This is a genomic window from Bradyrhizobium sp. SHOUNA76, assembly GCF_023006445.1.
Taxonomy (GTDB): Bacteria; Pseudomonadota; Alphaproteobacteria; order Rhizobiales; family Xanthobacteraceae; genus Bradyrhizobium.
In genome coordinates this window covers 1-18,854 of record NZ_JALBHA010000068.1, presented here as the reverse complement: position 1 = coordinate 18,854, position 18,854 = coordinate 1, and the positions used below count along the sequence as shown (strand labels likewise).

General features: G+C 65.1%; 20 protein-coding genes and 2 pseudogenes. 10 read left to right on the top strand and 12 right to left on the bottom strand.

What is annotated here, in order from left to right:
• The 3 genes and pseudogenes from MOV74_RS11235 to MOV74_RS11225 form a co-directional block, all read left to right on the top strand.
• Window positions 1-333: pseudogene (locus MOV74_RS11235) on the top strand (haloacid dehalogenase); the annotation flags it as partial.
• 132 nt (window positions 334-465) lie between these two features.
• A complete protein-coding gene (gene nikR / locus MOV74_RS11230; RefSeq protein ID WP_246921499.1) occupies window positions 466-912 on the top strand; it encodes a nickel-responsive transcriptional regulator NikR in 447 nt (148 codons plus the stop codon).
• A 261-nt stretch (window positions 913-1,173) separates the two neighbouring features.
• Window positions 1,174-1,914 (top strand): sulfate transporter family protein, encoded by a 741-nt coding sequence (locus tag MOV74_RS11225; protein WP_246921496.1) that lies wholly within the window; start codon window positions 1,174-1,176, stop codon window positions 1,912-1,914.
• Window positions 1,915-1,926: 12 nt separating this feature from the next.
• Here MOV74_RS11225 and nth read toward each other — a convergent pair whose 3' ends face one another.
• Window positions 1,927-2,694, bottom strand: coding sequence for an endonuclease III (gene nth / locus MOV74_RS11220; protein ID WP_246921493.1), 768 nt, complete (start codon window positions 2,692-2,694; stop codon window positions 1,927-1,929).
• Between the two features lie 22 nt (window positions 2,695-2,716).
• On the opposite strand from nth, the gene MOV74_RS11215 reads away from it, so the two are divergent.
• Window positions 2,717-3,250, top strand: coding sequence for a DUF2244 domain-containing protein (locus MOV74_RS11215; protein WP_246921491.1), 534 nt, complete (start codon window positions 2,717-2,719; stop codon window positions 3,248-3,250).
• 55 nt (window positions 3,251-3,305) lie between these two features.
• The gene (locus tag MOV74_RS11210; protein ID WP_246921488.1) at window positions 3,306-4,202 is read left to right on the top strand and encodes a bifunctional helix-turn-helix domain-containing protein/methylated-DNA--[protein]-cysteine S-methyltransferase; all 897 of its coding nucleotides are present in this window, start codon (window positions 3,306-3,308) and stop codon (window positions 4,200-4,202) included.
• Between the two features lie 135 nt (window positions 4,203-4,337).
• Here MOV74_RS11210 and MOV74_RS11205 read toward each other — a convergent pair whose 3' ends face one another.
• The 8 genes from MOV74_RS11205 to dnaK form a co-directional block, all read right to left on the bottom strand.
• Entirely contained in the window at window positions 4,338-4,961 is a 624-nt protein-coding gene (locus tag MOV74_RS11205; protein WP_211395052.1) for a 2,3-bisphosphoglycerate-dependent phosphoglycerate mutase, read from the bottom strand.
• An 81-nt stretch (window positions 4,962-5,042) separates the two neighbouring features.
• Entirely contained in the window at window positions 5,043-5,858 is an 816-nt protein-coding gene (gene dapB, locus MOV74_RS11200) for a 4-hydroxy-tetrahydrodipicolinate reductase (RefSeq protein WP_246921484.1), read from the bottom strand.
• Window positions 5,859-6,025: 167 nt separating this feature from the next.
• Window positions 6,026-6,337 carry a DUF1330 domain-containing protein gene (locus MOV74_RS11195; protein WP_246921482.1) on the bottom strand — a complete coding sequence of 104 codons (312 nt, stop codon included), beginning with the start codon at window positions 6,335-6,337 and terminating at the stop codon, window positions 6,026-6,028.
• Window positions 6,338-6,358: 21 nt separating this feature from the next.
• Window positions 6,359-7,069 (bottom strand): orotidine-5'-phosphate decarboxylase, encoded by a 711-nt coding sequence (gene pyrF, locus MOV74_RS11190; protein ID WP_246921480.1) that lies wholly within the window; start codon window positions 7,067-7,069, stop codon window positions 6,359-6,361.
• Window positions 7,070-7,075: 6 nt separating this feature from the next.
• Complete coding sequence (locus tag MOV74_RS11185) at window positions 7,076-7,654, bottom strand: NADPH-dependent FMN reductase (protein WP_246921478.1); 579 nt, start codon at window positions 7,652-7,654, stop codon at window positions 7,076-7,078.
• Window positions 7,655-7,711: 57 nt separating this feature from the next.
• Entirely contained in the window at window positions 7,712-8,311 is a 600-nt protein-coding gene (locus MOV74_RS11180) for a class I SAM-dependent methyltransferase (RefSeq protein ID WP_246921476.1), read from the bottom strand.
• Window positions 8,312-8,399: 88 nt separating this feature from the next.
• Complete coding sequence (gene dnaJ / locus MOV74_RS11175) at window positions 8,400-9,530, bottom strand: molecular chaperone DnaJ (protein WP_246921472.1); 1,131 nt, start codon at window positions 9,528-9,530, stop codon at window positions 8,400-8,402.
• A 245-nt stretch (window positions 9,531-9,775) separates the two neighbouring features.
• Window positions 9,776-11,677 carry a molecular chaperone DnaK gene (gene dnaK / locus MOV74_RS11170; protein WP_028139411.1) on the bottom strand — a complete coding sequence of 634 codons (1,902 nt, stop codon included), beginning with the start codon at window positions 11,675-11,677 and terminating at the stop codon, window positions 9,776-9,778.
• A 394-nt stretch (window positions 11,678-12,071) separates the two neighbouring features.
• Here dnaK and MOV74_RS11165 point away from each other — a divergent pair, with 394 nt between their 5' ends.
• Both MOV74_RS11165 and pncA read left to right on the top strand, forming a co-directional pair.
• Window positions 12,072-13,013: a hypothetical protein gene (locus MOV74_RS11165; RefSeq protein WP_246921469.1), complete on the top strand. Its 942-nt coding sequence runs from the start codon at window positions 12,072-12,074 to the stop codon at window positions 13,011-13,013.
• 226 nt (window positions 13,014-13,239) lie between these two features.
• A complete protein-coding gene (gene pncA / locus MOV74_RS11160; RefSeq protein ID WP_246921467.1) occupies window positions 13,240-13,962 on the top strand; it encodes a bifunctional nicotinamidase/pyrazinamidase in 723 nt (240 codons plus the stop codon).
• Window positions 13,963-14,061: 99 nt separating this feature from the next.
• Here pncA and grpE read toward each other — a convergent pair whose 3' ends face one another.
• The gene (gene grpE / locus MOV74_RS11155; protein WP_246921464.1) at window positions 14,062-14,679 is read right to left on the bottom strand and encodes a nucleotide exchange factor GrpE; all 618 of its coding nucleotides are present in this window, start codon (window positions 14,677-14,679) and stop codon (window positions 14,062-14,064) included.
• 96 nt (window positions 14,680-14,775) lie between these two features.
• Window positions 14,776-15,864: a heat-inducible transcriptional repressor HrcA gene (gene hrcA, locus MOV74_RS11150; protein ID WP_246921461.1), complete on the bottom strand. Its 1,089-nt coding sequence runs from the start codon at window positions 15,862-15,864 to the stop codon at window positions 14,776-14,778.
• Window positions 15,865-16,032: 168 nt separating this feature from the next.
• On the opposite strand from hrcA, the gene rph reads away from it, so the two are divergent.
• The 3 genes from rph to hemW are packed head-to-tail and all read left to right on the top strand — an operon-like array spanning window position 16,033 to window position 18,534.
• The gene (rph, locus tag MOV74_RS11145) at window positions 16,033-16,746 is read left to right on the top strand and encodes a ribonuclease PH (RefSeq protein ID WP_246921459.1); all 714 of its coding nucleotides are present in this window, start codon (window positions 16,033-16,035) and stop codon (window positions 16,744-16,746) included.
• 11 nt (window positions 16,747-16,757) lie between these two features.
• Entirely contained in the window at window positions 16,758-17,393 is a 636-nt protein-coding gene (gene rdgB / locus MOV74_RS11140) for an RdgB/HAM1 family non-canonical purine NTP pyrophosphatase (protein ID WP_246921456.1), read from the top strand.
• A complete protein-coding gene (hemW, locus tag MOV74_RS11135; RefSeq protein ID WP_246921453.1) occupies window positions 17,380-18,534 on the top strand; it encodes a radical SAM family heme chaperone HemW in 1,155 nt (384 codons plus the stop codon). Before rdgB ends, hemW begins: the two co-directional genes overlap by 14 nt.
• Before the next feature lie 116 nt (window positions 18,535-18,650).
• Here the strand turns inward: hemW and MOV74_RS11130 are convergent.
• Window positions 18,651-18,854 (bottom strand): annotated as a pseudogene (locus tag MOV74_RS11130) (penicillin-binding protein activator); the annotation flags it as partial.

Below are 18,854 nucleotides of genomic sequence, written 5' to 3'. Positions count from 1 at the left end.
AACGACGCGCCGGCGCTGGCGGCGGCCGAAGTCGGCATCGCCATGGGCACCGGCACGGATGTGGCGATGGAGAGCGCGGGCGTGACGCTGCTCAAGGGCGACCTCGTGGGCATCGTCCGCGCGCGAAAGCTGTCGCAGGCGACCATGAGCAACATCCGCCAGAACCTGTTCTTCGCCTTCATCTACAATGCCGCCGGCATCCCGATCGCCGCCGGCATCCTCTATCCGACCTTCGGCGTCCTGCTGTCGCCGATCATCGCGGCAGCGGCGATGGCGCTGTCCTCGGTGAGCGTGGTCGGGAATGCGCTGCGCCTGCGTGCAACGCGGCTGTGAAGACACTGCGTAGACCGCATGGAGCGCAAGCGAAATCCGGGTTCTGCTAACAAATCGAGACTGTCCCGGATTGCGCTTCGCTCCATCCGGGCTACGGTTCACGGAATATAGGCGGGACGCAGAGAGGGCCTGATGCAGCGAATTACGATCACGATCGAGGACGATCTCTTGGCGGAGATTGACGCGGCGGCGGAAGCACGCGGCTATCAGAACCGCTCCGAGATCATCCGCGATCTCGCCCGCGCCGGCCTGCAGCAGAGCACCGAGGACACCGCGCAGACCGGCGCCTGCGTCGCCGGCCTCGTCTATGTCTACGACCACGCCGCCCGCGATCTCTCCAAGCGCCTGGTGCAGGAATTCCACGGCCATCACGACCTCGCGCTGGCGACCCTGCATGTCCATCTCGACGACAACAATTGCATGGAGATGACCGCGCTGCGGGGCGATGCCGCCGAGGTCCGGCATTTCGCCGACCACATCATCGCCGAACGCGGCGTGCGCTACGGCCGCGTGGTGATGATCCCGACAGGGGAAGGCAAGCAGGCAAAGGGGCGCAAGCACGGGCATCGGCATGGGTAGCTGAGGGCTGAACCGACGGTGCGAACCCCTTGTGGGTGAGCGGCTCCATCCGCTGGATCAATCTCGTAGGGTGGGCAAAGGCGCACTTGCGCCGTGCCCACCATCAATCGAAAACCGCGACAGAAGCCGTGGGCACGCTACGCTTTGCCCACTCTACGATACTGTGGTCGGGACAAAGGAAGCAGGCCGTAGCTGCCCTCCCTTGCCGAAACCGCCGTGCATCTCTACCTCTCGCGGGTCGTTTCGTGAAAGGGCCCCACCATGCTGGATGCCGCCATCAAGGCGCTGTCGCAAATGATCTCGCCGCCGATGCGCTCGATCCTGTGGCGGTCGATCGGGCTTGCGCTCGTGCTGATCACCGTGCTGGCGATCGGCTTGCAGCGGCTCTTGAGCTGGTTTGCGACCTCCGGTGAGGTCTGGCTGGAAGGGCTGCTGGGACCGGGCTGGCATACATCGCTCGAAATCCTGTCCTGGATCGTCTCGATCGCCGCGGGCCTCGGTGTCGTGTTCGGCGGCGTCTTCCTGATGCCCGCGATCACTTCGGTGGTGGCCAGCCTGTTCGTCGACGACGTCGCCGACATCGTCGAGCGCGAGCACTATCCGGCCGAGCAGCCAGGCCGCGCGCTGCCGTTCAGCCAGGCCATCTTCGAGGGCATCAAGACCGCGCTGCTGACGATCCTCGTCTATCTGATCGCGCTGCCGCTGGTACTGTTCGCCGGCGCCGGCTTCCTGGTCTTCTTCCTCGCCGCCGCCTGGCTGCTCGGTCGTGAATATTTCGAGCTGGCCGCGATGCGTTTCCGCTCGCCGGAAGAGGCCAAGGCGATGCGACGCGACAACGCCGCCACCATCTTCACCGCCGGCCTGTTCATCGCCGCCTTCGTCTCGATCCCGATCGTCAATCTGGCGACGCCGATCTTCGGCATGGCTTTCATGGTCCACATGCACAAGCGGCTATCAGGCCCGCGGCCCGAGCTGATCGAGCCCGCGCGGCAGATGCGGTGATGGCGCCGTCGCTCAGACCGTCTTCTCCGGCCATCGGCAGAGATCGTTGATCAGGCAGACCTCGCAGCGCGGCGTGCGGGCGAGGCAAGTATAGCGGCCGTGCAGGATCAGCCAATGATGGGCGTGCAGCATGAACTCCGCGGGGATCACCTTTTCGAGACCGAGTTCGACTTCCAGCGGCGTCTTGCCGGGCGCTAGTCCCGTGCGGTTGCCGACACGGAACACATGCGTGTCGACCGCCATGGTGTGTTCGCCGAAGGCCATGTTGAGCACGACGTTGGCGGTCTTGCGGCCGGCGCCGGGCAACGACTCGATCTCGGCGCGCGTGCGCGGCACCTCGCCGCCGAATTCGCTGATCACCTTTGCCGACAGCGCGATGACGTTTCTGGCCTTGGTTCGGTAGAGCCCGATGGTCTTGATGTAGTCGCGCAACCGCTCCTCGCCGAGGTCGAGCATCTTCTGCGGCGTGTCCGCGACTTCGAACAACGCACGCGTCGCCTTGTTGACGCCGGCATCGGTGGCCTGCGCCGACAGCACCACGGCCACCAGCAGCGTGAACGGATTGACGTGCTCGAGCTCGCCCTTCGGCTCCGGGTTGGCTTTGCGGAAACGGCTGAAGACTTCGTGAACCTCAGCGGGCGTCCAGGGTCTGATAGCCCTAAGCGACTTCCTGGCGGGGGCCGATTTCTTAGCGGGCTTGGGCTTCGCGACGGCCGCCTCTGCCTTGTCGTTGGGCACGGGCGCTTTGCGCGGCGTCGGCTTGCGGGTGATTTTCGCCATGATCGGGATATACTGAGGGACGATGAGCACAGGCAACGAAATTGAGCGGGAGCAATCTGAAAGCGAGGACGAGCCTCAGATCTTCTCCGCGCTGCTGACGCCGCACCGCTCGCTCGACCGCACCGGCTTCCTCGCCGTGATGCTGTTCCTGAGCGTGGTGAGCTTTGCCACTGGTCTCGCTTTCCTGTTGAAGGGCGCCTGGCCGGTGCTCGGTTTCTTCGGCATCGACGTGCTGGTGATCTGGTGGGCCTTCCGGGTCAATTTCCGCACCGCGCGGGCACGCGAGGAGATCACGGTCACGACCTCCGAGTTGCGCGTGCGCCGGATCAGCCATCGCGGCCAGGTCGCCGAATGGACGTTCAATCCGCTCTGGGTCCGCCTCGACATGGAGGTCGACGAGGACTTTGGCATCGAGCATCTCTATCTGATCTCGCGCGGCCACCAGATCCAGATCGCCCGCTTCCTGGGGCCAGAGGAAAAAGCAAGTTTTTACAAAGGCTTGGTTGAAGCACTCAACGCCGCCAAGCGCGGTCCGACCTACAACCCGATCAGCTGATTTCACGTCGGAAATCGGGTGGTTTCCCACCCGTCCCTCCCCTACATTTCCGGTCATGATGACACTCGCCATACATGACCAGCGCCTGACCAAGCCGGGCCCCCAGAACGCCGCGTTGCGTGACTATGATTCGGTCCGCCGGGCGATCGCCTTCATCTCGGAGAACTGGCGCGCGCAGCCGACCATCGAGGCGATGGCGGATGCCGCCGGCGTCACGCCGGATGAGCTGCACCATCTGTTCCGCCGCTGGGCCTCGATCACACCAAAGGCCTTCATGCAGGCGCTGACGCTCGATCACGCCAAGGGATTGCTACGGGACTCCGCGAGCATTCTCGACGCCGCGCTCGATTCCGGCCTGTCAGGCCCGGGGCGGCTGCACGATCTCTTCGTCACCCATGAAGCGATGTCGCCGGGCGAATGGAAGAACGGTGGCGCCGGCCTGACCTTGCGCTACGGCTTTCACCCCTCGCCGTTCGGCACAGCGATCGTGATCGCCACCGATCGCGGCCTGTCAGGCCTTGCCTTCGCCGACCACGGCGACGAGAAGGTTGCGCTCGCCGACATGACGCGGCGCTGGCCGAACGCGATCTATGTCGAGGATCACGAGGGCACGGCCCCGCTCGCTGCGCGCATCTTCGACACCAGACTTTGGCGGCCGGACCAGCCGCTGCGCGTGGTCATGATCGGCACCGATTTCGAGGTGCGGGTGTGGGAGACGCTGTTGAAGATCCCGATGGGGCGCGCGGTGTCCTATTCCGACATCGCCTGCAACATCAACAGCCCGAAGGCCTCGCGCGCCGTCGGCGCCGCGGTCGGCAAGAACCCGGTCTCGTTCGTCGTTCCCTGCCACCGCGCGCTCGGCAAGAGCGGCACGCTCACCGGCTATCACTGGGGCATCACCCGCAAGCAGGCGATGCTGGGCTGGGAAGCCGGGCAGCTGGGGATGCAGTAGGAGCTGCAAGCACACTGCCGTAGGGTGGGCAAAGGCGCAGAGCGCCGTGCCCACCATCTTTCTGAAACCACCGACATATCGTGGGCACGCTTCGCTTTGCCCACCCTACGGCATCGCGCATGCGGCGAAGAAAATTCAGCCCGCCAGATCCAGCTTCGAGGCCACGGTCGAATCTGCGTTGAGCCGGTAAATGATCGGCACACCCGTCGCGAGCTCGCGCTTCAGAATGCCTTCGGGCGAGAGCTTTTCCAGCACCATGATCAGCGCGCGCAGTGAGTTGCCGTGGGCGGCGACCAGCGTGCGCTTGCCGTTGAGCACGCCGGGCAGAATCTCCTGCACATAGTACGGCAGCGCGCGCGCCAGCGTGTCCTTCAGACTCTCGCCGCCGGGCGGCGGCACGTCGTAGGAGCGGCGCCAGATCAGCACCTGGTCCTCGCCCCATTTCTTGCGGGCGTCATCCTTGTTGAGGCCGGAGAGATCGCCATAGTCGCGCTCGTTCAGCGCGAGGTTCTTCATCGTCGGCAGGCCTTTCTGGTCGAGCTCGCCGAGGATGAGGTCGAGCGTGTGCTGCGCGCGCGTGAGCACCGACGTATAGGCGACGTCGAACACGAGGCCCTGCGCCTTCAGCTTGCGGCCGGCTTCCGTGGCTTCCTTCACGCCGAGCTCGGTGAGGTCGGGGTCCTTCCAACCCGTGAACAGGTTCTTCAGATTCCATTCGCTCTGGCCGTGACGCACGAGCACGAGAAGACGTTCGCTCATTGACTGCTTTCCGTTACGGTTGTTGTTTGAGCATGATCTTCTCGGAAAACCGCTTCACACTTTTCCGGATCATGCTCTGGTTCAGATGTCGGAGAGGCCGAGCACGTCGGCCATGGAGTAGTGACCCGGCTTCTTGCCGTGCGCCCACAACGCCGCCTTCAGCGCGCCATGGGCGAACAGCATGCGGTCCTCGGCCTGATGCGACAGCGTCAGGCGCTCGAACGGGCCGAGGAAGGTCACGCTGTGGTCGCCGGCGACGGTGCCGCCGCGCAACGAGGCGAAACCGATATTGCCCGGCCTGCGCGCTCCGGTGATGCCGTCACGGCCGCGCTCGGAATGGTCATCGAGGGTGACGCCGCGGCCGCTGGCGGCGGCCTGGCCCAGCATCAGCGCAGTGCCCGAGGGTGCGTCGACCTTCATGCGATGATGGGTTTCGACGATCTCGATATCGAAGGTTTCATCGAGCGCCTTGGCGACGCGCTTGACCACCGCGGCCAGCAGATTGACGCCGAGGCTCATATTGCCCGATTGCACCACGACGGCGCGATTGGTGACGCTCTTGATCACGGCATTGTCGGAGCCCGACAGCCCGGTGGTGCCGACGACATGGACGATGCCCCGCTCGGCCGCGATTGCGACATTGGCGATGGTCGCGGCCGGTACGGTGAAATCGAGGATGCCGTCGGCCTCCTTCGACATCGCCCAGAGATCGGCCGACAGCTTGATGCCGTTGGCGGGCAGGCCTGCAAGCACGCCGGCATCCTTGCCGAGCAGCTCGGAGCCCGGCGCCTCCAGCGCGCCGGCCAGCACCGCACCTTTGCTCTCGGCAATCGCCCGCACCAGCGCGCGGCCCATCCGGCCGCCGGCTCCAGCAACAATCAAGCGCATGTCGGACATGGTGTGATCCTCTTCGGAGCCGTTGTAGCGGGGGGAGGCAGTTCCGGCAACCGAGGGGGATCAGGCGGCGACATTCACCGTCATTCCGGGATGGTCCGAAGGACCAGACCCGGAATCTCGAGATTCCGGGTTCGGCTCTGCGAGCCGCCCCGGAATGACGGTGTCCGTCAGTTGTCCGACGGCTGCGGGCCGTCATAGCCCTCGATGATGATGAGGTCGGCGACCGAGTGCGGCTGACGCACCTTGATGTTGGCCTGGTATTCGGGCGAATTGTAACAGGCGATCGCGGTCTCGTAGTCCGGGAATTCGATCACGACGTTGCGGGTGCGGCTGGCGCCTTCGACGGTGGTGAACTTGCCGGCGCGGACGACGAAGCGGCCGCCCCATTTCCTGAAGATCGGACCGTTGGCGACGGCATAGGGCTTGTAGCCTTCGTCACTGCTCACATCGACGCGCCCGATCCAGTAGCCCTTTGCCATTGTTCTTCTCCCTGTTGTTGCTCAACCGAGCGCTTGCGCGATCTCGGCCTGGATGGCTTCCGCAATCGCCTTCGGGTCGGCGGCTTCGACGATCGGCCGTCCGACGACGAGATAATCGGCGCCGGCGGCGATGGCGCGGCCCGGCGTCATGATGCGCTTCTGGTCGCCGGTCGCCGAACCGACCGGCCGGATGCCCGGTGTGACGAGATGCATCTGGTGGCCGACGATTTTACGCAAGGCTCCAACTTCCTCCGGCGACGACACCAGTCCGTCGATGCCAAGCACCTGCGCCTGCTGCGCGCGCGCCTCGACCAGCTCGGATACGCCGAGCCGATAGCCGGCCGCATGCAGATCGTCCTCGTTATAGGAGGTCAGCACTGTGACGGCGAGAATCCTCAGGCTCGAATTGCCGCGGCCTTCGACCGCGCCCTTCATGGTCTGTGGGTAGGCGTGCACGGTGAGGAATGTGGCGCCAAGCCTGGTGATGCTCTCGACGCCTTGCGTCACGGTGTTGCCGATGTCGTGCAGCTTGAGATCGAGAAAGACCTTCTTGCCCTTGTCGGCGAGCTTGCCGACCAGCGGCAATCCGCCGGCATAAGCAAGCCGGTAACCGATCTTGTAGAAGGTGACGCTGTCGCCGAGACGGTTGATCGTCGCCTCCGCGGCATCGACGCTGGGCAGATCGAGCGCGACGATCAGGCGGTCCTTGGGGGCGATCTCGGCTGGAGTCATGTCACCTCACATCATGCGTTGGGAAATGTCGATCAACTGCCGCACCAGCTCCTTCAACGCGGCGATATCACCCTCGTTCTTGAGCCTGTCCATATCGTCATAGGCCTGGTCGGCAAAGGCGAGGGTGAGCTGGCTGGCAATCACATTGGCGTGGCAGGAGGTCAGGATCAGCCGTAACGCCTGGAGCGCGCGGGCGGCACCTAACCGGCTCTGCGAGGCGCCGGCGAGCGCGAAGGCACGGTTGCGGAAGACCTCGCCGCGCGCCTCGTGCAGCTCGTGCACGCGGCTGACCCAGTCGATCGCGTTCTTGAGAAGCGGCGGCACCGAGGCGTTGTATTCAGGCGAGACGATCAGGACACCATGATGCGCGCCCATCATGCGCTTGAGATTGATCGCGTGCTTGGGCACGCCGGATTTGGCCTGGAGATCGCCGTCATAGATCGGCAGCGGGAAATCGGCGAGTGAGATACGGGTGACATCCACGCCGGCCTGGGCGAATTCATGGGCGGCGACCGCCGCCAGCTTCGCATTGTGCGAACCAGTACGCAGCGAGCCGGGAATGATCAGGATTTTGGGTGCGGACATCCGCTTCCATGCGTTCGGCGAAACCAACCCGCCGCGCAAAGAACCAAGCCGGCGGAATTAGTGCTTGCGATACACCCAGACGCGGGCCGGCGGAAGGTTCATCCAGATCCGTTCCGAAGCCTCTGTGGACACGCCGGGCAGCGATTTCGGGATCGGCGGCACCACCGCATAGGTGAACTGGACGAAGGGCGCTCCGGGCGCGAGCGCCGTGAAGGCGTCGCGGATCAGCCGCAGCCGCGTCAGCATCGGTTTTGTCACGAGCGGCAGGCCCGAGACGACCGCGGAGGCCGGCGCGCTCAGCACGTTCCAGAGCGTGTCACGGAGGCGATAGGCATCGCCCTGCACCACCTTGGCCTGCGGATAGCGGTCGCGCAGCAGCGCGCAGAAGCCGGGATTGTATTCGACGAGGACGAGACGCTTCTGATCGACACCGCGCTCGACCAGGGCCGAGGTGATGGCGCCGGTCCCGGGCCCGAGCTCGACCACAGGCGCGTCCGAATCGACATCGACGTAATGGGCCATGGTCCGGGCCAAAAGCTTGCCCGACGGCATCACGGCGCCCATGTGCAGGGGCTTTTCGATCCATGATCTGAGGAAGCGCACCTCGTCATCGAGACGAGGCTTCTTCAACGCACGCGCGGACGATGGCAATGGCATGTCAGGACCGGACGGGACCGCGGGACCGCGGCGTGTCAGAAAATGGTCATAAAGACGTATAGGCCGAAGGCGGTACGGTCAAGCCGAGTCAACTCGCCCGATTACCGAAGAAATCCTTGACCTTGGCGAAGAAGCCCTCGGATTCCGGCTGGGTGTTGCCGCTTGACAGCTTTTCGAACTCGGCCAGCAGCTCCTGCTGCTTCTTGGTGAGGTTCTGCGGCGTCTCGACCACGACCTGAACATACATGTCGCCCATCTGGCGCGAGCGCAGCACCGGCATGCCTTTTGATGCAATGCGGAATCGGCGGTTGGACTGGGTCCCGGCCGGCACCTTCACCTTGGCCTTGCTCTTCTCGATGGTCGGCACCTCGAATTCGCCGCCGAGGGCGGCCGTCACCATCGAGATCGGCACACGGCAATGCAGATCGGCGCCGTCGCGCTGGAAGAACTGGTGCTGGGCCAGCGACAGGAAGATGTAGAGGTCGCCAGGCGGACCGCCGCGGACCCCCGCCTCACCCTCACCGGCGAGCCTGATCCTGGTGCCGTCCTCGACACCCGGGGGAATGTTGACCGAAAGATTCCGCTCGCGGGTGACGCGACCCTGGCCCGAGCAGGACGGGCAGGCATCCTCGATCATCTGGCCGCGGCCCTGGCAGCCCGGACAGGTCCGCTCGAGTGTGAAGAAGCCCTGCGACTGACGCACGCGGCCGGCGCCGCCGCAGGTCGAACAGGTCTTGGGCTTGGTTCCGGCCTTGGCGCCGATGCCCGAGCAGGCCTCGCAGGTGACCGAGACCGGAATCTCGATCTGCGCGGTCTTGCCGCCAAAGGCTTCCTCGAGCGTGATTTCCATGTTGTAGCGCAGGTCGGCACCGCGCTCGCGACCGCCGCGACCGCGCTGCCCGGCCATACCGAACAGATCTTCGAAAATGTCGGAGAAAGAGGAGGCGAAACCCGCGCCGAAGCCGGCACCACCACTGCCGCCCTGCTCGAAAGCGGCATGACCGTAACGGTCATAGGCGGCGCGCTTGTCCTTGTCCTTGAGGACCTCGTAGGCTTCGTTGAGTTCCTTGAATTTGACCTCGCTGGTCTCATCCCCCGGATTGCGGTCGGGATGAAATTTCATGGCGAGCTTGCGGAACGACGACTTCAGCTTGCCTTCGTCGGCATCGCGTTCGACCTCGAGGGTCTCGTAGTAGCAGCGCTTGGTGGACGTGGACATGTCGGACTCGGTCTATCCAATCGCGATTCAAGTCGGAGCGAAACAACGTCGCCACGCGACAATATAGGCGGCCTTCCGCCCGGCGGCAGAGGGCTGCATGGCAACGTTCAGCATAACGGCTGGGAATTGATTGATCGTAACGGGCACTCGTCCCGTCGAGCCCAACACGACGGCCTCCCCCGTAAGGGAGGAGGCCGGTAGCGCGTGTGGGGTCCAAGCCGTCCGCATCGTCACCCTCTCGGGGCTCAGGCGGACTTCTTGTTGTTCTTGTCGTCGTCGACCTCGGTGAATTCCGCATCGACGACGTCGTCCTTGGCCGCGTCCTTCTTGGCGTCGGCCTCGGCCTGCTGCTTGTACATGGCCTCGCCGAGCTTCATCGACGCCTGGGCCAGCGTTTGGGTCTTGGCCTTGATCGCCTCGGCATCGTCGCCCTTCAGCGCTTCCTTGAGGTCGCCGACGGCGTCCTCGATGGCGCGGCGCTCGGTCTCGCCGACCTTCGAACCGTGCTCGGCCAAAGCCTTCTCGGTCGAATGCACCAGACCATCCGCCTCGTTCTTGGCGGTCACGGCCTCGCGACGCTTCTTGTCCGCCTCGGCATTGGCCTCGGCGTCCTTGACCATCTTCTCGATGTCGGCTTCCGACAGGCCGCCGGAGGCCTGGATGCGGATCTGCTGCTCCTTGCCGGTGGCCTTGTCCTTGGCCGAGACGTTGACGATGCCGTTGGCGTCGATGTCGAACGTCACCTCGATCTGCGGCATGCCGCGCGGGGCCGGCGGAATGCCCATCAGGTCGAACTGGCCGAGCATCTTGTTGTCGGCCGCCATTTCACGCTCGCCCTGGAAGACGCGGATGGTGACCGCGTTCTGGCTGTCCTCGGCGGTCGAGAACACCTGGCTCTTCTTGGTCGGGATCGTGGTGTTGCGGTCGATGATGCGGGTGAACACGCCGCCCAGCGTCTCGATGCCCAGCGACAGCGGGGTCACGTCGAGCAGCAGCACGTCCTTGACGTCGCCCTGGAGCACGCCGGCCTGGATCGCGGCGCCGATCGCCACGACTTCGTCCGGGTTGACGCCCTTGTGCGGCTCCTTGCCGAACAGCTGCTTCACGACTTCCTGGACCTTCGGCATGCGCGACATGCCGCCGACCAGAACCACTTCGCCGATCTCACCGGCGGTGACGCCGGCGTCCTTCAGAGCCTTGCGGCAGGGCTCGACGGTCTTCTGGACGAGGTCGTCGACCAGCGCCTCGAACTTGGCGCGGGTGAGCTTCATCGTCAGATGCTTCGGGCCGGTCTGGTCCGCCGTGATGAAGGGCAGGTTGATCTCGGTCTGCGTCGTCGAGGACAGCTCGATCTTGGCCTTTTCAGCGGCTTCCTTCAGGCGCTGCAACGCGAGCTTGTCGTTGCGCAGGTTGATGCCCTGCTCCTTCTGGAATTCGTCGGCGAGATAGCCGACCAGGCGCATGTCGAAGTCTTCGCCGCCGAGGAAGGTATCGCCGTTGGTCGACTTCACCTCGAACACGCCGTCGCCGATCTCGAGGATCGAGATATCGAACGTGCCGCCGCCGAGATCGTACACCGCAATGGTGCCGGTCTTGGTCTTGTCGAGGCCATAAGCAAGCGCGGCCGCGGTCGGCTCGTTGATGATGCGCAGCACTTCGAGGCCCGCGATCTTGCCGGCGTCCTTGGTCGCCTGGCGCTGGGCGTCGTTGAAGTAGGCGGGAACGGTGATGACGGCCTGGTCGACCTTTTGGCCGAGATGGGCTTCCGCGGTCTCCTTCATCTTCTGCAAGATGAACGCCGAGACCTGCGAGGGCGAGTAGGTCTGGCCGTCGGCCTCGACCCAGGCGTCGCCGTTGGAAGCCTTCACGATCTTGTAGGGGACGAGCTTCTTGTCCTTCTCGACCATCGGGTCGTCGTAGCGGCGGCCGATGAGGCGCTTCACCGCGAAGAAGGTGCGCTCGGGATTGGTAACGGCCTGGCGCTTGGCCGGCTGGCCGACGAGGCGCTCACCGTCGTCCGTGACGGCGACGATCGAGGGCGTCGTGCGCATGCCTTCGGAATTCTCGATGACTTTGGCGTTCTTGCCATCCATCACGGCGACGCACGAATTGGTGGTGCCGAGGTCGATCCCAATGACCTTTCCCATGGTCCTGATATCCTTGTTTTTGCGGCAGGTTGGCTGGGCCCAGAAGGCACCCAAACCGAAACCCCCTAAGATCAAACATCCGCGATATTGCGATGATTGAGGCTCATATAGGAGGGGGGGAGGGGGCCGCAAGGACCGAAGCCAGGTTTCTGCCGCGAAAACATTGGGTTTTGGAAGAACATATCCGGGCTTCACCGCCTTGCGGGTGAGGAAATATTAACAGGTTCAGACCTCGGCAAGCCCCCCGCTACCGCACCCGGTCCTCGCCCTGTTACCGCAAGCCCAAACCCGGTAAAAGGCGGCCGGCCGTGCCGCCGCTACGGCTGCTTCGCGCGACAAAGCGGCCCGGTCGCCGACCATCGAACGGCCTCAATGTGAACCAATCAGAGTGCCCATGAAGCTGATCCGCCCCCTCGCCGCGCTCGCCCTCTTCGTTGCCTCCGCGTTTCCGGCGCTTGCCGCTGACGCCGTGTTTCCGCCCGGCTTGCGCCTCGGCATGGTGCCGTTGGTCGGTCTCAACACGGCAAAAACCTTTCCGGGCTTCGAGAGCGAGGATGGCAGCGTCAAGGTGCTGATCACCGAGCTGCCGCCGGCGGCCTATGGCGAGGTCGTGAGCGCCTTCAATTCCAATCCGGCCGGCGCGAATGGCGTCAAGCAGGACAAGGTCGAGACCCCCGCGGGCCTTGCCTATTTCACCACCGAAAGCGGCAAGGCCGGCGAGACCCCGGTGAAGCGCTATTCGATGATCGTGCCGGGCGCCGGCTTCTCCGGTTATGTCGCGGTGCAGATCCCGGAGAATGCGACCAAGATCTACACGGATGAAGCGGTGCGGCAGATGTTTGCGAGCGTCACCACCCGCAAGCAGGTCTCGGCCGAGGAGCAGATCGCGCTGATGCCCTTCAAGATGACCGATCTCGCCGACTTCAAGGACATCCGCACGCTGGCGCCTGGCTCCAGCATCATCCTGGCCGACGGCGACGAGAGCACCGGCTATGAATCGAAGCCGTTCATGATCCTCGGCGTGATCGGCGCCACCCCGCAACAGGCCGACGACCGCGCCCGCTTCGCCCAGGAAGCGGCGCTGCAGATCCCCGGCGTGCGCGAATCGCGCGTCACCATGTCCGAGCCGATCCGCATCAACGGCCAGCAGGGCTTCGAGACCCGGATCGACGGCGTCAGCGGCAAGGACAAGGTCCCGGTGACCGTGGTGCAGTGGATCCGCTTCTCGAGCGGCGGCGCCTCGCTGCGCATCATCGCCAGCGCCCCGCGCGAGCAATGGCTCGCCGCCTTCACCCGCTTCCGCGCCGTGCGCGACGGCATTCAGCCGAAGGGGTAGCTGCATCTCCGCGCGAGATGCGCTCCCTCCCCCGCTTGCGGGGGAGGGTTGGGGAGAGGGTGTCTCCACAACGAAGGCTCCCACAGAGGAGGCAGCCCTCACCCGCCGCGCTTCGCGCGTCGACCGCCCACCCCCTCGCCAGAGCCGGCTGCATTTTCGGGCTTCTGTTCGTATACGAACGGAACTAGGCTTCGCTTCCGTTGGATCATCCCAAGGGAGGCGAATGATGCTGGACCGACGACAAGTCTTGGCAATGCTCGGAACGACGGCGCTGGCGAGCCTCGCACCAACCGCGCTGTTTGCAGCGGCATCTATCAAGCCTGACGAGACCTCCGCGCTGCTCGTGATCGACGTGCAGAACTGCTTCCTGCCCGGCGGCAGCCTCGCGGTGAAAGAGGGCGAGCAGGTGGTGCCCGTCATCAACAAGATCTCGAAAGCGTTTGCGAATGTGGTGATGACGCAGGACTGGCACACGCCGGGCCACGTCTCGTTCGCGTCAGTGCATTCGGGCAAGAAGCCGTTCGAGACCGTCGACCTTCCCTACGGCAAGCAGGTGCTGTGGCCGGACCATTGCGTGCAGGGCACCGACGGAGCCGCGCTGTCGAAGGACCTTGCGATCCCGCACGCCGAACTCATCATCCGCAAGGGCTTTCACAAGGACGTCGATAGCTATTCGGCCTTTCTAGAGGCCGACGGCAAGACCTCGACGGGACTTGCCGGATACCTCAAGGGGCGCAAGATCAAGCGCGTCTTCGTTGCAGGGCTGGCGACGGACTTCTGCGTCGCCTGGACCGCGCTCGACGCGCGCAAGGCAGGCTTCGAGGTCTATGTGGTGGAAGACGCCTGCCGCGGCATCGACACGCAGGGTTCGCTGGCAAAAGCCTGGGCCGATATGGCCAAGGCCGGCGTGAAGCGGATTCAGTCTGCGGATATCGCGGCGGGTGCGTAGGATTTCCGAGCTGTCATTCCGGGGCGGCTCGAAGAGCCGAACCCGGAATCTCGAGATTCCGGGTCCGATGCTTCGCATCGCCCCGGAATGACGCCAAACTCAGTTCGGCGCGTCGCTGGACTCGTTGTTGTTCGCCGCCGGAGCGGCCTTTGCACCGCCCTTGGCGACGCCGACCAAAGCCGGACGCAGCACGCGCTCGCCGATGGTATAGCCCGCCTGCATGATCTGGACCACGGTGCCCGAGGGTACCGACGGATCGGGCACTTCGTACATCGCCTGGTGGAAGTTCGGGTCGAACTTCTGGCCCTGCGGATCGAGCTTCTTCACGCCATGCTTTTCCAGCGCGTTGAGCAGCGAGCGCTCGGTGAGCTCGACGCCCTCGATCAGCGAGATCAGGCCGGGATCGGCCGTGGCACGGGCTTCGGCCGGAACGGCATCGAGCGCGCGCTGGAGATTGTCGGCGATGTCGAGCACGTCGCGGGCAAAGCCGGTGATGCCATAGAGGCGGGCGTCAGCGACTTCCTTGGCGGTGCGCTTGCGCAGATTCTCCATCTCGGCCAGCGTCCGCAGCATGCGGTCGCGCGCCTCAGTGGCTTCCTTCTGCAACGTTTCGACCGAGCCGGGCTCGGGATCGTCGGGCATGATGTAGGGCTTCGACACCACGGGCTCGGGCGTCGGCGCGGTCGTGTCTTCGGGTTGCCGGTCTCGATCGGTCATCGGCTCTAATCTCGAACTCGTTTCCAGGGATTGTTGGCCCGGATATCGGGCCTGGAGCCATGAAAATCAAGCGCCCGTGATCGGCGGAAACGCCGGTCAGCCCCCCAGCAGCCGGCTGACGATGCGGGCGGCGTAGTCCACGGTCGGGATCACGCGGGCATAATTCAGCCGGGTCGGGCCGATCACGCCCAGGACGCCGACGATGTGGCCGGCGGCATCCCGATAGGGCGAGATGATGGTGGAGGAGCCTGACAGGGAAAACAGCTTGTTCTCGCTGCCGATGAAGATGCGCACGCCTTCGGCGGTCTCGGCCCGGCCTAGGAGGTCGATGACGCCGCGCTTGGTTTCGAGATCGTCGAACAAAAGGCGCACCCGCTCCAAATCCTCCAGCGCGTGGAGATCCTCCAGCAGATTGGCGTGGCCGCGGACGATGAGCTGCCGGTTCTCGTTCTCGCCGCCGGACCAGCTTGCGATTCCGGCCGAGATCACCTTCTGCGTCAGTTGATCGAGCTCGGCGCGGGCTTCCCCGAGCGCAGTCTCGAGCTCGAGCCGCGCCTCGGCCAGGGTGCGGCCGCGAATCCGCGCATTGAGAAAATTGCCGGCCTCGGTGATCGCCGAGGAGGGAACTCCGGGGGGCAGCGACAGCACGCGGTTTTCGACCTGGCCGTCCTCGCCAACCAGGATCACCAGCGCCTTTTCCGGTTCCAGCCGGACGAATTCGATATGCTTCAGCCGCGCATTGGATTTTGGCGTCAGCACCACCGCGGCGGCACGGGTCAGTCCCGACAGCCGCGTCAAGGCCTGGTCCAGCGCCGCCTCGACCGATTGCGCCTGGCCTACGGTGGCAAGCTGGCTCTGGATCGCCGCCCGCTCAGCCTCAGTGAGGTCGCCGACCTGCATCAGGGCATCGACGAAAAAGCGTAAGCCCAGTTCCGTCGGCAGCCGGCCGGCGGAGGTGTGGGGCGCGTAGATCAGGCCGAGCTGTTCCAGATCGGCCATGACGTTGCGGACCGAGGCCGGCGACAGCGGCATCGCGATCAGGCGCGAGATATTGCGCGAGCCCACGGGCTCACCGGTCGCGAGATAGCTTTCGACAATTTGACGAAAGATGTCGCGGGAACGCTCGTTGAGCTGGGCAAGGCCTGCGCGCGGCGCGATCAGCTGGATCGGATCGTGATGGGCCACCGACGGTAACTCCTCTCAGATGCTCATAATTTGTCCATCCCGGGCGCTTCTGACAAGCGTGGTGTTTGCGGGCACGAAATCAGGGGTGAAAAAACCTTGCCGCCCACCCTCACCCCCCCTACAAGCACCGCCAACAGCCCTACACCTGCGAGTTTTGGAGGATTTCCCATGCGGCCAAGCCGCCGTGCGCCCGACGAATTGCGCCCCGTGACGCTGGAGCGTGGCGTGGTCAAATATGCGGAAGGCTCCTGCCTCGTGAAATTCGGCGACACCCATGTGCTGGTCACCGCCACGCTGGAAGACCGCCTGCCGCCGTGGCTGAAGGGCCAGGGCCGCGGCTGGGTCACCGCCGAATACGGCATGCTGCCGCGCGCGACCTCAGAACGCACCCGCCGCGAGGCCTCCGCCGGAAAGCAAAGCGGCCGCACCGTCGAGATCCAGCGCCTGATCGGCCGCTCGCTTCGCACCATCGTCGATCTGGAAGCGCTCGGTGAGCGCCAGATCACGGTCGATTGCGACGTGCTCCAGGCCGACGGCGGCACCCGCACGGCCTCGATCACCGGTGCCTGGGTCGCGCTCGCCGATTGCATCAACTGGATGAAGGCGCGCAACATGATCAAGGCCAACGTCATGCGCGACAACGTCGCCGCGATCTCCTGCGGCATCTACAACGGCACGCCGGTGCTCGATCTCGACTACGCCGAGGATTCCGAAGCCCAGACCGACGCCAATTTCGTCATGACCGGCGATGGCCGCATCATCGAGGTGCAGGGCACGGCGGAACGCGAGCCGTTCACACAGGATGAGTTCCTGGGGCTGATGGCGCTGGCGCGCAAGGGCGTCGCCCGTCTGGTAGACTTGCAGAAACTGGCTGTGGCGTAGTCAATAGGCCCATGCACCGCCGAATCACGGACAAGCTCGTTATCGCGACCCACAATCCCGGCAAGCTCGCCGAGATGCGGGAGCTGCTTGCGCCGTACGGCATCGCGGCGGTGTCGGCCGGCGAGCTCGGCCTCGCGGAACCGGACGAGACCGGCAGCGATTTCCGCAGCAACGCGGCGATCAAGGCGATCTCGGCGGCCAAGGCGACCAAGCTTCCCTCCTTCGCCGATGATTCCGGCATCGTGGTCGACGCGCTGGACGGCGCGCCCGGCATCTACAGCGCGCGCTGGGCCGGTCCGAGCAAGGACTTCAACGCGGCGATGGCGCAGATCGAGCGGCTGTTGCAGGAGCGCGGCGCCACCACGCCGGACAAGCGCAAGGCGCACTTCGTCTCCGCACTCTGCGTCGCCTGGCCCGACGACCATCTGGAAGAGGTCGAGGCGCGCGTCGACGGCACGCTGGTCTGGCCGCCGCGCGGGAATGCCGGCTTCGGCTACGATCCGATGTTCTTGCCCGATGGCCACAACCGCACTTTCGGCGAGATGGAAAGCATCGAGAAGCATGGCCTGCCACCGCTTGGGCTCGGCCTGTCGCACCGCGCCCGCGCCTTCGTGAAACTGGCGGAGATCTGCCTTGAGCCGCGCTAAGGAAGCCTTCGGCGTCTACGTGCACTGGCCATTCTGCCTGTCGAAATGTCCCTATTGCGACTTCAACAGCCACGTCCGCCACGCCGCGATCGACGAGGCGCGCTTCGCCTCCGCCTTCGCACGTGAGATCGAAACGACCGCGCAGCGCGCGCCGGGCCGCGAAGTCACCTCGATCTTCCTCGGCGGCGGCACGCCGTCCCTGATGCAGCCTGCAACCGTCGGCGCCGTGCTCGACGCGATCGGCAAGCACTGGACCGTCGCAGGCGACGTCGAAGTCACGCTGGAGGCGAATCCGACCAGCGTCGAGGCCACGCGCTTCGCCGGTTATCGCACCGCCGGCGTCAACCGCGTCTCGCTCGGCGTCCAGGCGCTCGACGATGCCTCGCTGAAGGCGCTGGGCCGGTTGCACAGCGCGCGCGAGGCGCTCGATGCCGTCGCCATCGCACGCCGCTCGTTCGACCGTTACTCGTTCGACCTGATCTACGCCCGCCCGGACCAGACCCCGGCGATGTGGGCCGATGAGCTGCGTCTCGCGATCGATGAGGCGGCCGAGCATTTGTCGCTCTATCAATTGACGATCGAGGAAGGCACGCCGTTCTTCGGCCTGCACCAGGCCGGTAAATTGAAGACACCGGACGAGGCCGTCGCGCGCGCCCTCTACGATGTCACGCAGGAAACCTGCGACAAGCTTGGGCTGCCCGCCTACGAGATCTCCAATCACGCACGGCGCGGCGCCGAGTGCCGGCACAATCTGGTCTATTGGCGCGGCGAGGAATATGCCGGGATAGGTCCCGGCGCACACGGCCGGCTTGACATCGATGGCGTGCGCCACGCCACCGCCACCGAGAAACGTCCCGAGGCCTGGCTGCTGCGGGTCGAGACCAACGGCCATGGCGTCGTCACCGACGACCTCCTCAACAGCGAGGAGCGCGCCGACGAATTTTTGCTGATGGGGTTGCGTCTCGCCGAGGGCATCGACCCCGAGCGCTACACCGCGCTGTCAGGCCGTTCGCTCGATCCCAAACGCATCACCCTGCTGCGCGAAGAAGGCGCGATTACAGTGGATGCAACGGGACGCTTGCGCGTGACGAGCAGCGGATTCCCCGTGCTGGACGCGGTGGTCGCGGATCTCGCGGCGTAAGGCGCTGCCGTAGGGTGGGCAAAGCGAAGCGTGCCCACGCATTTTTCGCTATCGAGACAGTCGGTGGGCACGGCGCTGCCGCGCCTTTGCCCACCCTACGGCAGCGTCGCCCTGAGCTACGCCCCAAAGCTCTTCGGCGAGCCCGCGACAGCAACGCCGCCGCCCTGCGTCACCTTCATCACCGCGAGGCCACGTTCGTTGGTGCCATCGGCGCGGAAGCGGAACAGGCCGTCGATGCCGGCGAAGCCGGAGGAGTTGGTGAGCACGTCGGGCGAGAAGCGCGTCGTGCCCTGCGTGCGCGCGAGCGCGGCGACGAGGGC

Coding starts and splice junctions, on each gene's coding strand:
- nikR (WP_246921499.1), top strand. CDS start 466: ATGCAGCGAATTACGATCACGATCGAGGACGATCTCTTGGCGGAGATT.
- MOV74_RS11225 (WP_246921496.1), top strand. CDS start 1,174: ATGCTGGATGCCGCCATCAAGGCGCTGTCGCAAATGATCTCGCCGCCG.
- nth (WP_246921493.1), bottom strand. CDS start 2,694: ATGGCGAAAATCACCCGCAAGCCGACGCCGCGCAAAGCGCCCGTGCCC.
- MOV74_RS11215 (WP_246921491.1), top strand. CDS start 2,717: ATGAGCACAGGCAACGAAATTGAGCGGGAGCAATCTGAAAGCGAGGAC.
- MOV74_RS11210 (WP_246921488.1), top strand. CDS start 3,306: ATGATGACACTCGCCATACATGACCAGCGCCTGACCAAGCCGGGCCCC.
- MOV74_RS11205 (WP_211395052.1), bottom strand. CDS start 4,961: ATGAGCGAACGTCTTCTCGTGCTCGTGCGTCACGGCCAGAGCGAATGG.
- dapB (WP_246921484.1), bottom strand. CDS start 5,858: ATGTCCGACATGCGCTTGATTGTTGCTGGAGCCGGCGGCCGGATGGGC.
- MOV74_RS11195 (WP_246921482.1), bottom strand. CDS start 6,337: ATGGCAAAGGGCTACTGGATCGGGCGCGTCGATGTGAGCAGTGACGAA.
- pyrF (WP_246921480.1), bottom strand. CDS start 7,069: ATGACTCCAGCCGAGATCGCCCCCAAGGACCGCCTGATCGTCGCGCTC.
- MOV74_RS11185 (WP_246921478.1), bottom strand. CDS start 7,654: ATGTCCGCACCCAAAATCCTGATCATTCCCGGCTCGCTGCGTACTGGT.
- MOV74_RS11180 (WP_246921476.1), bottom strand. CDS start 8,311: ATGCCATTGCCATCGTCCGCGCGTGCGTTGAAGAAGCCTCGTCTCGAT.
- dnaJ (WP_246921472.1), bottom strand. CDS start 9,530: ATGTCCACGTCCACCAAGCGCTGCTACTACGAGACCCTCGAGGTCGAA.
- dnaK (WP_028139411.1), bottom strand. CDS start 11,677: ATGGGAAAGGTCATTGGGATCGACCTCGGCACCACCAATTCGTGCGTC.
- MOV74_RS11165 (WP_246921469.1), top strand. CDS start 12,072: ATGAAGCTGATCCGCCCCCTCGCCGCGCTCGCCCTCTTCGTTGCCTCC.
- pncA (WP_246921467.1), top strand. CDS start 13,240: ATGCTGGACCGACGACAAGTCTTGGCAATGCTCGGAACGACGGCGCTG.
- grpE (WP_246921464.1), bottom strand. CDS start 14,679: ATGACCGATCGAGACCGGCAACCCGAAGACACGACCGCGCCGACGCCC.
- rph (WP_246921459.1), top strand. CDS start 16,033: ATGCGGCCAAGCCGCCGTGCGCCCGACGAATTGCGCCCCGTGACGCTG.
- rdgB (WP_246921456.1), top strand. CDS start 16,758: ATGCACCGCCGAATCACGGACAAGCTCGTTATCGCGACCCACAATCCC.